The organism is Streptomyces sp. cg36 (assembly GCF_041080675.1).
Lineage (GTDB): Bacteria > Actinomycetota > Actinomycetes > Streptomycetales > Streptomycetaceae > Streptomyces.
In genome coordinates, this window is the sequence record NZ_CP163520.1 from 7,246,395 (window position 1) to 7,259,475 (window position 13,081).

The 13,081-nt window shown below is 71.2% G+C and carries 12 protein-coding genes; 10 read left to right on the plus strand and 2 right to left on the minus strand.

The features are described 5' to 3' along the window. The first annotated feature begins 72 nt into the window (after positions 1-72). Genes AB5J87_RS32015 through fabD form a run of 5 tightly spaced genes read left to right on the plus strand, consistent with a single transcriptional unit; the run spans position 73 to position 6,873 of the window. Positions 73-324: an acyl carrier protein gene (locus AB5J87_RS32015; protein WP_369381806.1), complete on the plus strand. Its 252-nt coding sequence runs from the start codon at positions 73-75 to the stop codon at positions 322-324. Between the two features lies 1 nt (position 325). After that, positions 326-1,549, plus strand: a complete 1,224-nt coding sequence (locus AB5J87_RS32020; protein ID WP_369381808.1) for a beta-ketoacyl synthase N-terminal-like domain-containing protein — start codon at positions 326-328, stop codon at positions 1,547-1,549. Between the two features lie 4 nt (positions 1,550-1,553). Further along, positions 1,554-2,810 carry a hydroxymethylglutaryl-CoA synthase family protein gene (locus AB5J87_RS32025; RefSeq protein WP_369381810.1) on the plus strand — a complete coding sequence of 419 codons (1,257 nt, stop codon included), beginning with the start codon at positions 1,554-1,556 and terminating at the stop codon, positions 2,808-2,810. After that, complete coding sequence (locus AB5J87_RS32030; protein WP_369381812.1) at positions 2,798-5,020, plus strand: enoyl-CoA hydratase/isomerase; 2,223 nt, start codon at positions 2,798-2,800, stop codon at positions 5,018-5,020. The genes AB5J87_RS32025 and AB5J87_RS32030 overlap by 13 nt, the downstream gene beginning before the upstream one ends. Beyond that, on the plus strand, positions 5,017-6,873 hold the full coding sequence (fabD, locus tag AB5J87_RS32035; RefSeq protein WP_369381814.1) for an ACP S-malonyltransferase: 1,857 nt from the start codon (positions 5,017-5,019) through the stop codon (positions 6,871-6,873). Before AB5J87_RS32030 ends, fabD begins: the two co-directional genes overlap by 4 nt. 31 nt (positions 6,874-6,904) lie before the next feature. Here fabD and AB5J87_RS32040 read toward each other — a convergent pair whose 3' ends face one another. Next, on the minus strand, positions 6,905-7,423 hold the full coding sequence (locus tag AB5J87_RS32040) for a winged helix-turn-helix transcriptional regulator (RefSeq protein WP_369381816.1): 519 nt from the start codon (positions 7,421-7,423) through the stop codon (positions 6,905-6,907). Between the two features lie 185 nt (positions 7,424-7,608). Here AB5J87_RS32040 and AB5J87_RS32045 point away from each other — a divergent pair, with 185 nt between their 5' ends. From AB5J87_RS32045 to AB5J87_RS32065, 5 genes are all read left to right on the plus strand, one after another. After that, positions 7,609-8,481 carry a hypothetical protein gene (locus AB5J87_RS32045; protein WP_369381817.1) on the plus strand — a complete coding sequence of 291 codons (873 nt, stop codon included), beginning with the start codon at positions 7,609-7,611 and terminating at the stop codon, positions 8,479-8,481. Between the two features lie 180 nt (positions 8,482-8,661). Further along, positions 8,662-9,105, plus strand: coding sequence for an SPW repeat protein (locus AB5J87_RS32050; RefSeq protein ID WP_369381818.1), 444 nt, complete (start codon positions 8,662-8,664; stop codon positions 9,103-9,105). Between the two features lie 182 nt (positions 9,106-9,287). After that, on the plus strand, positions 9,288-10,223 hold the full coding sequence (gene hemC, locus AB5J87_RS32055) for a hydroxymethylbilane synthase (protein WP_369381820.1): 936 nt from the start codon (positions 9,288-9,290) through the stop codon (positions 10,221-10,223). A 219-nt stretch (positions 10,224-10,442) separates the two neighbouring features. Next, positions 10,443-11,744: a radical SAM protein gene (locus tag AB5J87_RS32060; RefSeq protein ID WP_369381822.1), complete on the plus strand. Its 1,302-nt coding sequence runs from the start codon at positions 10,443-10,445 to the stop codon at positions 11,742-11,744. A gap of 318 nt (positions 11,745-12,062) precedes the next feature. Beyond that, a complete protein-coding gene (locus AB5J87_RS32065; protein ID WP_369381824.1) occupies positions 12,063-12,593 on the plus strand; it encodes an ATP-binding protein in 531 nt (176 codons plus the stop codon). A gap of 51 nt (positions 12,594-12,644) precedes the next feature. Here AB5J87_RS32065 and AB5J87_RS32070 read toward each other — a convergent pair whose 3' ends face one another. Continuing rightward, entirely contained in the window at positions 12,645-12,854 is a 210-nt protein-coding gene (locus AB5J87_RS32070) for a hypothetical protein (protein WP_369381827.1), read from the minus strand. Between the last annotated feature and the right edge of the window lie 227 nt (positions 12,855-13,081).

Genomic DNA, 13,081 nt, shown 5'->3' on the forward strand with positions numbered 1-13,081 from the left:
CCGCCCGTTTCCTGCTTCCCTTGTCCCCCTGCCCCTTCTGTTCCCCCTGTTCCCCCTAGTGATGGTGTGACTATGAAGAGCGAAGAAATCCTGCCCCTGATCCACGAGGCGATCGTCGAGGTCCTGCCGGAGCTCGACGGGCACGACTTCCGGGAGACCGACTCCCTGGACGGCCTCGGCGCCAACTCGATGGACCGCGCCGAGATCGTGATGATCGTGCTTGAGGCGATGAACCTGGAGATTCCGCTGGTCGACACGTTCGGCCCGCAGAACCTGGGCGAGCTCGCCCGCCACCTCGCCGACAAGACCTCGGCGGCCCGGTAACGTGCCCGAGATCGCCGTCACCGGGCTGGGGGTGACCACCGCCGTCGGCCAGGGCAAGGCCGCCTTCGCCGAGGCGCTCTTGGCCGGGGCGCACCGGTTCGCCGTCATGGAGCGGCCCGGCCGCCAGGCCGGCACCCGGTTCGTCGGCGCGGAGATACCCTCCTTCGCGCCGACGGGCCGGCTGGCCGCGCGCGAGCTGCGGACCGTCTCCCTCACCGGCCAGGTCCTCCTGGCCACCCTGGAGGAGGCGTGGACCGAGGCGCGCCTCGACGAGGTCCCCGCCGAGCGCGTCGGCCTGGTCGTCGGCGGCAGCAACCTCCAGCAGCGCGAACTCACCCTCGCCCAGGACCGCCACCGCGACCGGCCCCGCTTCCTGCGGCCCAGTTACGGGATGTCCTTCCTGGACACCGATCTGTGCGGGCTCGCCACGGCGGCGTTCGGCATCCGCGGCCTCGCCCACACCGTGGGCGGGGCCTCGGCCAGCGGCCAGCTGGCGGTGATCGAGGCGGCCGAGGCGGTGGCGTCCGGCCGGGTCGACGCGTGTGTGGCGGTGGGCGCGCTGATGGACCTCTCGTACTGGGAGCACCTCGGCCTGCACGCCATGGGCGCGATGGCGCCGGAGAGCGGCGCGGACGCGCCGGAGCTGGCCTGCCGTCCGTTCGACGCGGGCCGGGGCGGCTTCGTCTTCGGGGAGGCGTGCGGCGCGCTGGTCGTCGAGCGCGTGGGCGCCCGCCCGGCGCCCGTGCGGCCGTACGCGCAGCTGAGCGGCTGGTCGGTCCAGCTGGACGGCAACCGCAACCCCAACCCGTCGCTGGAGGGCGAGGTGCGGGCCATCGGCCAGGCCCTGGAGCGGGCCGGACTCGCGGCGGACGACATCGACTACGTCAACCCGCACGGCACGGCCTCACCGGTCGGCGACCGCACCGAGGCCGACGCCCTGCTGGCCGCCGGGCTCACCCGGGCCCGGGTCAACGCCACCAAGTCGATCACCGGACACGGACTCACCGCGGCCGGGGCGGTGGAGGCGGTCGCCGTGCTGCTCCAGATGCGGCACGGCAGGCTGCACCCCACCCGCAATCTGGTGGAGCCGATCGAGGACCGGCTGCGCTGGGTGCGCGGCGAGGCCGTCGAGGCCGAGATCGAGCACTGTCTGAGCCTGAGCATGGGATTCGGCGGCATCAACACGGCACTTTGCATGAGCAAGTGCGAATCACGGAGAGCGTAAGGTCATGTCCCGCGTCGGTATCGAAGCGATGAACGTGTTTGGCGGCTCGGCAGTGCTGGACGTCAAGGCACTGGCGCAGCACCGGGGGCTCGACCTCCCGCGCCTGGAGAACCTCCTGATGAGGGAGAAGACCGTGGCGCTCCCCTTCGAGGACCCGGTGACCTTCGGCGCCAACGCCGCCCGGCCGCTCCTCGACCGGCTGAGCGCCGAGGAGAAGGACAGCATCGAGCTGCTGATCACCTGCACCGAGTCGGGCATCGACTTCTCCAAGTCGACCAGCACCTACCTCCACGACCAGCTGGGCCTGAGCCGCAACTGCCGGATGTTCGAACTCAAGCAGGCGTGCTACGCCGGTACCGCCGGCTTCCAGATGGCCTGCAACTTCATCCTGTCCCGGACGTCACCGGGCGCGAAGGCGCTGGTCATCGCCACCGACATCTCCCGCTATCTGCTGGAGGACGGCGACGAGGCGGCGGCCCAGGAGTGGGCGTACGCGGAGCCCAGCGGCGGCGCGGGCGCGGTCGCGATGCTGATCAGCGACACCCCGCACGTCTTCCAGCTCGACGTGGGAGCCAGCGGCTACTACGGCTACGAGGTCATGGACACCTGCCGCCCGGCCCCCGACAGCGAGGCCGGTGACGTCGACCTGTCCCTGATGTCGTACCTGGACTGCTGCGAGCAGTCCTACCGGGCGTACGAGAAGAAGGTGACGGGCGCCGACTACCGCGACACCTTCCAGTACCTCGCCTTCCACACCCCCTTCGGCGGCATGGTCAAGGGCGCCCACCGCACGATGATGCGCAAGGTCGCCGGGGCGAAGGGCGCCGAGATCGCCGAGGACTTCGAGCGCCGGGTGCTGCCGGGCCTGGAGTACTGCGGCCGGGTCGGCAACATCATGGGCGCGACCGTCTTCCTCTCGCTGGCCAGCACCGTCTGCAACGGCGGCTTCGACGCGCCCCGGCGCCTGGGCTGCTTCTCCTACGGGTCGGGCTGCTGCTCGGAGTTCTACAGCGGCGTGGTCACCCCGGACGGGGCCGCCCGGCTGAAGGAGATGGGCATCGCGGCCCATCTGGACGGCCGCTACCGGCTCTCCCTGGACGAGTACGACCGGCTGCTGAGCGCCCGCGACTTCATCCGCTTCGGCACCCGCGACACGACCGTCGGCCAGGACCTCGTCGCGGCCACCGGCAACGGCGGCGCGCCCCGGCTCGTCCTGCGGGAGATCAAGGACTACCACCGGGAGTACGCATGGGTGGGCTGACGGACGGACCGGTCCCCACCACGCTCCGGCTGCGCGAACAGGGCACCACCTGGTACGTGCGGATCCACCGGCCCGAGGCGGACAACGCGCTCAACGAGACCCTGGTGCGCGAGCTCACCGAGGTCCTGACCCGTGCCTCGCGCTCGTCCGCCACCGTCGTGGTGCTCGAAGGGCTGCCCGAAGTGTTCTGCTTCGGCGCCGACTTCGGGGCGATCGGCGAGGCCGCGCGCGAGGGCGGGCGCACGGCGGCCGACCCCGAGCCGCTCTTCGACCTGTTCCGCCTCCTCGCGTACGGCGACTTCCTGTCGGTCGCGCACGTGCGCGGCAAGGCCAACGCGGGCGGGGTCGGGCTGGTCGCCGCGAGCGATGTGGTGATCGCCGACGAGAGCGCGGTGTTCAGCCTCTCGGAGCTGCTCTTCGGGCTGATACCGGCCGTGGTGCTCCCGTTCCTGATCCGCCGCACCGGCTTCCAGCACGCCCACTACCTGGCCGCCACCACCCGCACCGCGGACGCGGCGCGGGCCTGCGAGTGGGGGTTGGTCGACGCGTACGGGCCGGACAGCGAGGCGCTGCTGCGCACCCACCTCCAGCGGCTGGGGCGGCTGTCGAAGAAGGCGGTGCGGCGGTACAAGGCGTATCTGCGCGAGCTGTCGCCGGTGACCGAGCACGCCAAGAGCGCGGCGCTGGCCACCAACCGGCTGGTCTTCGAGGACCCGGAGAACGTCCGGGCCATCCAGCGGTACGCGCGGGAGGGCGTCTTCCCGTGGGAGGCGTCCCCGGCCGGACCCGACGAAGAAGCGGCTCCCCGCCCCGAAGCGGCTCCCCGCCCCGCCGGCGCCCCCGCGTCCTTCGCCGTGGGGCCCGAGGCGCTCGGGAGCGCCCGCTTCCGTGCCGCGCACGGCGTCCGGTACGCCTACGCGGCGGGCTCGATGTACAAGGGCATCGCCTCGGTCGAGCTGGTCACCGCGATGGGCCGGGCCGGGCTGCTCTCCTTCTTCGGCACCGGCGGCCTCGGCACGGACGCGATCGACGACGCCCTCACCCGGATCCGCCGGGCGCTCGACCAGGGGCAGCCGTTCGGCGTGAACCTGCTGAGCAGCCCGCAGGAGCCGGAGCAGGAGATGCGCACCGTGGAGCTGTATCTGCGCCACGGCGTCCGTACGGTGGAGGCGTCCGCCTACATCACCCCCACCCCGGCCCTGGTGCGCTACCGGCTCGCCGGGCTCTCGCGCGACGCGGCCGGAAACGTGACCCAGGCCCACCACGTCCTGGCCAAGGTCTCCCGCACCGAGGTCGCCGAGCGGTTCCTGCGGCCCGCGCCGCCCGAGGTTGTACGGGAGCTGCTGGCGCGGGGACTGGTCACCGCCGAGCAGGCCGAGCTCGGCGCGCGGCTGCCGCTCGCCCAGGACCTGTGCGTCGAGGCCGACTCGGCGGGCCACACCGACGGCGGCAACGCCTATGTGCTGATGCCCGCCGTGCGCGCGCTGCGCGACCGCGTCTGCGCACAGGAGGGGTACGCGGAGCCGGTGCGCCTGGGGGCGGCCGGGGGCATCGGCACCCCGGAGGCGGCGCTCGCCGCCTTCACCCTGGGCGCCGACTTCGTGATGACCGGCTCCATCAACCAGTGCACGGTCGAGGCGGGCACCAGCGACGCCGTCAAGGACATCCTTGGGGAACTCGGCGTCCACGACACGGAGTACGCGCCCGCCGGGGACATGTTCGAGGTCGGCGCGAAGGTCCAGGCGGTGCGCAAGGGGCTGTTCTTCCCGGCGCGCGCCCAGAAGCTGTACGAGCTGTACCTGCGCCACGACTCCCTCGACGACCTGGACGCGCGCACCCGCGACACGCTGGAGCGGAAGTTCTTCCGGCGCCCGATCGACGAGGTGTGGGCGGAGACCCGGGCCCATGTCGCGCGGCGCTTCCCGGAGCGGCTCGCGGAGATCGAGCGCAGCCCCAAGCAGAAGATGGCGCTCGTCTTCCGCTGGTACTTCGTCCACTCCACCCGCCTGGCCATGGCGGGCAGCACCGAGCAGCGGGTCGACTACCAGATCCACTGCGGTCCGGCCATGGGCGCCTTCAACGCCTGGGTGCGGGACACCCCGTTGGAGAAGTGGCGCGAGCGCCGGGTGGCCGCCGTCGCGGAGCACCTGCTGCGGGAGACATCGGCCCTGCTGGGCCAACGGCTTGGAACGTATGGGAGTCACTCATGAAATCGGTCTACGTCTTCCCCGGCCAGGGCTCGCAGCACAAGGGAATGGGGGCCGGCCTCTTCGAGAAGTTCCCCGACCTGGTGGCCCAGGCCGATGCCTGCCTCGGCTACTCCATCGAGGAGCTCTGTCTGCGGGACCCGGACAAGGTGCTGGCCAGGACCGAGTACACCCAGCCCGCGCTGTACGTGGTCAACGCCCTGACGTATCTGGACCGTACGGCGGGCGGCGAACTGCCCGACGTGGTGGCCGGGCACAGCCTGGGGGAGTACTGCGCGCTGTTCGCGGCGGGCGCCTTCGACTTCCTGACCGGCCTCCAACTGGTGCGCAGACGCGGCGAGTTGATGAGCCGGGCGCCCAAGGGCGCGATGGCGGCCGTCGTCCGCCTCGACCAGCGGCGGGTCGACGGGATCCTCAAGGGGCTGCCATTTCGCAACCTCGACATCGCCAACATCAACTCCCGTGAGCAGTGCATCGTCTCCGGCGAGTACGACGAGGTCTTCGACCCCGCGCTGCGCACCGCCTTCACCGACGCGGGGGCGGCCTTCATCCCGCTGAACGTGAGCGCGGCCTTCCACTCGCGCTGCATGACGGAGGTGGAGGAGGAGTTCGCCCGCTATCTGGCCGGTTTCGAGCTGCGGAAGCTGACGATTCCGGTCGTGGCGAACTACACGGCCCGCCCCTATCCGGAACAGGGGTACGCCGAGTATCTGACGCGCCAGATATCCAGCCCGGTGAAGTGGTACGAGTCGATGTCCTGGCTGATCGGCCAGGGGTACCGCACCTTCCACGAGATCGGCCCCGGCCGGGTCCTGGCCAAGCTGAGCGACCAGATCCTCAAGGACCCGCTGCCGCTCGCCGAGGAGCCCCCGGCACCCGCGGTGAGCGCCCGGCCGCGCACCGAGCTGGTGTTCATGTACGGCGGCCAGGGCACCCAGTACCACCAGATGGGCCGCGAGCTGTACGACACCCACCCGGCGTTCCGCCGCGCCCTCGACCGGTGCAGCGCGGCCCACCGGGCGGCGGGCGGCGCCTCCCTGGTGGACGCGATCTACGACGACGCGCGCAAGGGCAAGGAGTACGACTCCGTCCTCACCACGCACGCGGCGCTGTACAGCATCGGCCACAGCCTCACCGAGGTCCTGCGCGAGGAGGGCGTGCGGCCGGACGCGGTCCTGGGCCACAGCCTGGGGGAGTACGTCGCGGCCACCGTCGCCGGGTCGATGGACTTCGAGGACGGGCTGCGGCTGGTGATGCGCCAGGCCCGGCTGCTGGCCGAGCGGGGTGACGGCGGCATGCTGAGCGTGCTCGCGGCACCGGCGCTCTTCGCCGCGAGGCCCGACCTGTTCGGCGCGGTGACCCTGGCCGGGGTCAACTACGACGGCAACTTCCTGGTCAGCGGCTCGGCCGACCGGCTCGCGGAGCTGCGCGCCGCACTCGACGGGGAGGGCGTGATCGCGGTGCGCCTCCCGGTCCGCCAGGCGTTCCACTCCCCGCACCTGGACGTCATCCGCCCCGACGTCATGGACGCGGCCCGCGCGGTGCCGCTGCGCGCCGCACGGCTGCCGCTGTACTCCGCCACGCACGCGACGGTCGTGGACCCGGGTGCGCCGGGGTACCTGGAGCGCTATCTGTGGGACGTGATCCGCGAGCCCATCCGCTTCGACGCGCTGATGGCGGCGGCGTTCCCGGAGCCCGAGCGCCACTTCTTCGTCGACCTGAGCGCAAGCGGTTCCTTCGCCAACTTCCTCAAGCACGGCTACGGCCCGGCCCACCGGGGAGCGCCCGCGATCAACCAGTTCGGCAACAACGCGGCCTCCCTGCGCAGGCTCCGCGAGGCGCTGCCCCAGGAGTGAGCCGGGGGTCCGCCACCCCCCGGACCGGCGCTCAGCCGCGCAGGGGGTGCAGCAGGCGGTGCGGGCGGCCGAGGGCGACCGAGACGGGGTCGTCCTCCGCGCCGCCCGCCAGCCCCGGGCCGGGGGTGACGAGGATGTCCCGCACCTCCACGGCCGCCTCGCAGCGGGTGCAGCGGCCGTCCGGGGCGATCGGCGCGTCGTCCGCCGCGTGCCGGAAGATCCGGCGCGGGCCGCCCGGCGCGCAGTGCTCGTCGCCCCAGGCGGTGAGGGCCCGCACCACGGGCCACAGGGACACGCCCTTGGGTGTGAGTTCGTACACTTCGCGCCTGCCGGTGCCGGGCACCCGGGCCAGGACGTCCGCCGCCACGAGGGTGGCGAGCCGGTCGGCGAGGACGGCGCGCGGCGCTCCCAGGTGGGAGGCGAAGTCCCCGAAGCGGCGCACCCCGTAGAAGGCGTCGCGCACGATCAGCAGGGTCCACCGCTCGCCGACGATCTCCAGGGAGCGGGCGAGGGAGCAGGACTGGCCGGTGTAGTCGCGCGGCAGTGTCACGCCGCGACCCTAGCCCAGAACGGTTCGGTGACCGAACCGAATCCTTGAACGCCCGCCGGGCCCCGATTACCGTGGGCGGGACCCCCATGTGCGGCGCGTGTTCAGCCTGGTGCAATCTGGGGGTGCGTGGGGAGCTTCGCGCCGATTGTCATGACTGCCTGGCGCTGTGAGGGGTTGATCAAGCAGTGTTTCGAGTTGCCGACGACCGTCGCGACGGGGTCCGCGGCGGCGGCGCCGACGGGGCGGCGGGGAACGGCGCGGGCACCGTGCCGCCCGCGGGCGGCGGCAAGGGCCGTCGGCAGTGGGCGGAGCCGCTGGCCGGGCTCGTCCGGTTCATCACGCGCACCCTGCGCGGCGAGTTCCACGGCATCGTCGTCGACCCGGTGCGCCAGCTGGTCAACCGGGGAGTGCGGGGGCTCTTCCTCGGGGTGCTCGCCTGTGTCGCGGTCACCGTCTTCCACGCCATCCACGTCACCCAGGCCGGCGCCGTGGTGGTCCGCCTGACCGGCGAGGTCAAGGCCGACCTGCCGCTGTGGCTGGCGCTGCTGCGCACCCCCATCTCGCTCTTCGTCCCCGCACTCGACCTGCCCGTCTGGGCCGGGCTCACCCAGCTCTTCCTGGGCTTCGCGCTGGCCGAGCTCACCCTGGGCCGCACCCGCACGCTGGTCATCGCCTACGCCACCACCCTGGCCGGGACGCTCAGCGCCCGGGTGATGATCGCGCTCGGGCCGGGCGCCTGGGGCGGGCTCGGACTGCCGCCGGAGGTCGGGCAGATCCTCGACACCGGCCCCTCGGCCGCGGTGGTGGGTCTGTTCACCTACATCTCGGTGGTGCGCCGGGCGCCCATCGTCTTCGCGCTGACCGGTGGCTCGATGCTCTTCGAGGCGGTGGTGCGGCCCAATCTGGCCGGTCGCGAGCACTTGATAGCGATCGGCATGGCGGTCGTCCTCGGGCTGCTGCACGGCCGGGTCGACCTGCGCCCCGCGGCGCTGCGGCGCAGATGGCAGCGGCTGCGCAACCGCCGTGCGATGGCCGCGGTGGCGACGACGACGGCGTAGTCCCGGCCCCTTCGTCACACCGCTGGAAAACATCGCCCATCTACACATTCCGGAAATAACTTTTGTAGATATTGGATAACCGTTAAATCTACATATAAAGGAGGGATAAGAGCACACTGGAACCGCGACCGGAAGTCGCAGGGCCAACCGACTTGCATGGACCAGAAGGAGGCGAGTCACATGGCCGACGTCTCTCACCGCCCAGGTGACATATCCGGGCACCCCGACGTTTCGGAGATGCGCGAGCGGTACGCGGCGATGCTGGAGACCCGAGGGGTCGCGGCCGTCGAAGAGCTCATCATCCTGGGCGGCATCTACGCGGCGATCTCGGGCTGGACCGTGCACTTCTCCGGTGCGCTGCCGACGCTGGCCCTGACGAACCTGATCGTCGGCATCGCGCTCGCGGTCGTGGGCCTGTGCATGTCCATCGCCCCGGAGCGCTCGCAGGACCTCAACTTCGTGGCGCTCCTGATGGGCGCCTGGCTGATCGTCGCTCCCTGGGTGGTCGCCCGCCACCCCGGCACCGGAGCCGCCCTCAGCAACATCATCACCGGCGCCGTCGTGTGTCTGTGCGCACTCGTCGCGGGCGGCATGCTGATGAGCCGGAACAGGAGGGCGACCTGAGCCAGGGCGGCCGGGCCGACCGCTCGGCCGTCCTTCCCAGGGCCTCCGCCCGCGCCTCCCCCGCGCGGCCGGAGGCCCGCCGTTGGTCGTACGGTATGGGTGTCAACTCCCGTGCCGCACAAGAACACTGAGGTCACGGGGCGATGTGAGCGGGAATCGGGCGCGCCCCATATCGTGGGGGCATGTCACCGATCGAACTGATCCGGATCGTCTCGCGCGACTCGCCCATGGCGCTCGCGCAAGTGGAACGTGTACGTGCGGAACTCGCGGCTCTCCATCCCGGCGTGGCCACCGAGGTCGTCCCGGTCAAGACGACCGGCGACAAGTGGATGGGAGACCTCTCGCTGGTCGAGGGGAAGGGCGCGTTCACCAAGGAGGTGGACGCCGCGCTGCTCGCGGGCGAGGCCGATCTGGCAGTGCACTGCGTCAAGGACGTCCCCGCCGACCGGCCGCTGCCCGCCGGTACCGTCTTCGCCGCCTTCCTCAAGCGCGACGACATCCGCGACGCCCTCGTCCACCCCGGCGGCAGCACCCTCGACCAACTGCCCCCGGGCACCCGCATCGGCACCTCCTCCGTCCGCCGCATCGCCCAACTCGCCGCCTCCCACCCCGAACTCCGCTGCGTCCCCATGCGCGGCAACGCCAACCGCCGACTGGAGAAGCTGGCCGCGGGCGAGGCCGACGCCCTGCTCCTCGCCGCCTCCGGCCTGGAACGCATCGGCCGTACGGACGTGATCACCGAGATCCTCTCGCCCGAGGTGATGTGCCCGCCGATCGGCGCCGGGATCCTGGCCCTCCAGTGCCGCGAGGGCGACCGGGAGCTGATCGACCTGGTGAGCGATCTCGGCGACCCCGACGCCCATCGCGAGGCGACCGCCGAGCGGATGTTCCTGCACGTCCTGCAGGGCCACTGCAACAGCCCGATCGCCGGATACGCGAGGGCCGCGGTGGGCGGTGACCTGTCGCTGCGGGCCTGTGTGTTCACCCCCGACGGCAAGACCGTCCTCAACGCCCACGAGTGGGCGGGACCCCTCGACCCGGCCACCCTGGGCACCTCGGTCGCCGTCACCCTGCTGCGCCAGGGCGCCCGGGAGCTGATCGACTCCATCGCCCACTGATCCGGGCCGGCCCCGCCCCGGCCGCCCGAGTCCTGAGCCGCCTAAGTCTTAAGTCGGAGGCGAAGCCCGACCGCGGACCGATCCGCCGGAAAGTGCCAGCCGATTAGCATAGCGCTCGCTCGCCGGCTTCGTCGTCGATGCCCAGTCCATCGGCGAAGCCGGCGAGAGCGTAGGTTCAGTGGGGACGGACAAAGCGACTGGACCGGAGGACGTCAGCACATGCGCACCCGTACCGATGAGGTCGAAGGACTGATGGAGCGGTTCCCGGGAGTGCCCCGGGAAGCCGTGATCAAGGAGGACCTGCTGCGCGGGGGGATGGCCTTCGACGCGTCGGCCCTCAGTGACAACGAGTCCGGCGAGGTCAAGCCGAAGTCGTACTTCATCTTCTCGTTCGACCACGGCACGCTGCCCGAGCTCGGCGAGGCCGCGCTGCGCCGGCCGCCCGAGGAGATCATCCTCACCGGCGGTCCGTACGACCTGCGCCGGACCGTCGTCTCGGTGCGGGTCAACCCGTCCTCGCCCTACCGGGTGGCCGCCGACGAGGACGGTCTGCTCGGCCTCTACCTCGACGGCAAGCGGATCTCCGACGTCGGTGTGCCGCCGATGCCCGAGTACTACCGGCACAAGCTCTCCAACGGGAAGTCCGTGATGGAGGTCGCCCCCACCATCCAGTGGGGCTATCTGATCTACCTCACCGTCTTCCGGGTCTGCCAGTACTTCGGCGCCAAGGAGGAGTGCCAGTACTGCGACATCAACCACAACTGGCGCCAGCACAAGGCGGCGGGCCGTCCGTACACCGGGGTGAAGGACGTCGACGAGGTCCTCGAAGCGCTGGAGATCATCGACCGGTACGACACCGCGAAGGCGTCCACCGCGTACACGCTGACCGGTGGCGCGATCACCAAGACGGTCGGCGGGCGCGACGAGGCCGACTTCTACGGCCGCTACGCCAAGGCCATCGAGGAGCACTTCCCCGGGCGGTGGATCGGCAAGGTCGTGGCCCAGGCGCTGCCGCGCGACGACGTCCAGCGCTTCAAGGACTACGGGGTGCAGATCTACCACCCCAACTACGAGGTGTGGGACGAGTACCTCTTCAAGATGTACTGCCCGGGCAAGGAGCGCTACGTCGGCCGCGACGAGTGGCACAAGCGGATCCTCGACTCGGCGGAGATCTTCGGCGCCCGCAACGTCATCCCCAACTTCGTGGCGGGCGTGGAGATGGCCGAGCCCTTCGGGTTCAAGACGGTCGACGAGGCCATCGCCTCCACCACCGAGGGCCTGCGCTTCTTCATGTCGCACGGCATCACGCCCCGCTTCACCACCTGGTGCCCGGAGCCCACCACCCCGCTCGGCAAGGCCAACCCGCAGGGCGCGCCGCTGGAGTACCACATCCGGCTCCTCGAGGCGTACCGGTCGACGATGGAGGAGTACGGGCTGACGTCCCCGCCCGGATACGGCGAGGCGGGCCCGGGCAAGGCGGTCTTCTCGGTGAGCTCCTTCATGGACAGCCTGACGGTGTGACCGGGGTCATGGGCATCGACGCCGGAATGGCTGGTAATCGCCTAGAAATGATTTACTATTCATCTATAAGCGGGTAACGCCGAAGGCGTCCCCGCCCCTGAACCGCCCCGGCTGGCCTCCCCCGTCCAGCCGGGGCTTCTCTTTGCCCCGGCGAACCCGGCCGCGCCACCGCTGCCCGCCGTCCGTGTTGCGCGTTCACCCGGACGGGGTCACGCTGGTCGTGTTCCCTTCGTGTTCGATCGACTACTTTCCGCTTGCCCGGATCGGTAGCCGTCCAGGGAGGCGGCCCCGTCGGCCGCCCTGATGAGGAGCGCGGTCGTGGGTGTCGTCGCAGATGTGAACCGTCAGTACACGCTGGATCTCGAAGCCGCGCCCGAACGGGTGCCGCAGATTCGCCGGATCGTCGCCGCACATCTGCGCCACTGGCGCCTCGAAGCCGTGATCCAGCCGGTCGGACTCGGCGTGTGCGAGCTGCTCGCCAACGTCTGCCGCCACGCCGAGGGCGACAAGCGCTGCACCCTCGAACTGCGCTGGACGGGACGGCGCCTGACCGCGGCCGTGCGCGACCGCGACCCCCGCCTCCCGGTCCTGGGCGGCGACCGGCCGCTGGCGTCCAGCGGCCGGGGTCTGACGATGGTGGCGTCCATCAGTGACACCTGGGGGACGCACGCCGTGGCGGACGGCAAGGTGGTGTGGTTCACGCTCCGGGTGGAGACGCCCGATCCGCAGGCCCTGGTCCGGGTCCGGCCGCTGCGGGCGCACTCCGCGGGGCTGCGCCCGCCCGCCCCGGAGTCCCGGCGGGTGCTGGTTCCGGCGGAGCCGCGGCCGGCGCCCCGCGTCTTCGTGTGACGGTCCGTCCGGCGCCGGTCCCGGGCGCGCGTACGGGACCGGCGCCTGGTGTCACGGCACTTCGCGCAGGAACAGGGCGCCGCAGGTGTGGCAGAACGGCCGGGCCTGTTCGGTGCCCCAGGCGTCGGCGGGCAGGTTCTTCTCCTTCAGGTCCAGCTCGCGGCCGCACATGGAGACGGCCGCGTCGCCCCGCACCATGTGCCATTCCTTGAGCGTGCTGCCCCCCGGCTCGATCATCTCGGCGACGATGTGGTGTTCCATCGTGGGCTGCTCCTTCGTGTGGCAGGGCCACCCCCACTCTGACGCCGCTCGGCGGTGTGCGCACGTCCGGAGGCACGGTCGGGGGGACCGATCCTGTCCTCTGGATGAAATCGCGCCTAAACCTCAATATTAAAGATTCAATGTTCTCGTGGCTTTAGAAACCCAACCAGAGGCACCTTTGCGCCTTCTTCTTCATGAGTGTCCAACTGGTGGACAGCCCTTTGCCC

What these genes read in the sequence shown, in the direction of transcription:
- fabD (WP_369381814.1), top strand. Translation starts at nt 5,017, where the DNA reads ATGAAATCGGTCTACGTCTTCCCCGGCCAGGGCTCGCAGCACAAGGGA.
- AB5J87_RS32050 (WP_369381818.1), top strand. Translation starts at nt 8,662, where the DNA reads ATGGCCGACGTCTCTCACCGCCCAGGTGACATATCCGGGCACCCCGAC.
- AB5J87_RS32070 (WP_369381827.1), bottom strand. Translation starts at nt 12,854, where the DNA reads ATGGAACACCACATCGTCGCCGAGATGATCGAGCCGGGGGGCAGCACG.
- AB5J87_RS32015 (WP_369381806.1), top strand. Translation starts at nt 73, where the DNA reads ATGAAGAGCGAAGAAATCCTGCCCCTGATCCACGAGGCGATCGTCGAG.
- AB5J87_RS32060 (WP_369381822.1), top strand. Translation starts at nt 10,443, where the DNA reads ATGCGCACCCGTACCGATGAGGTCGAAGGACTGATGGAGCGGTTCCCG.
- AB5J87_RS32025 (WP_369381810.1), top strand. Translation starts at nt 1,554, where the DNA reads ATGTCCCGCGTCGGTATCGAAGCGATGAACGTGTTTGGCGGCTCGGCA.
- hemC (WP_369381820.1), top strand. Translation starts at nt 9,288, where the DNA reads ATGTCACCGATCGAACTGATCCGGATCGTCTCGCGCGACTCGCCCATG.
- AB5J87_RS32030 (WP_369381812.1), top strand. Translation starts at nt 2,798, where the DNA reads ATGGGTGGGCTGACGGACGGACCGGTCCCCACCACGCTCCGGCTGCGC.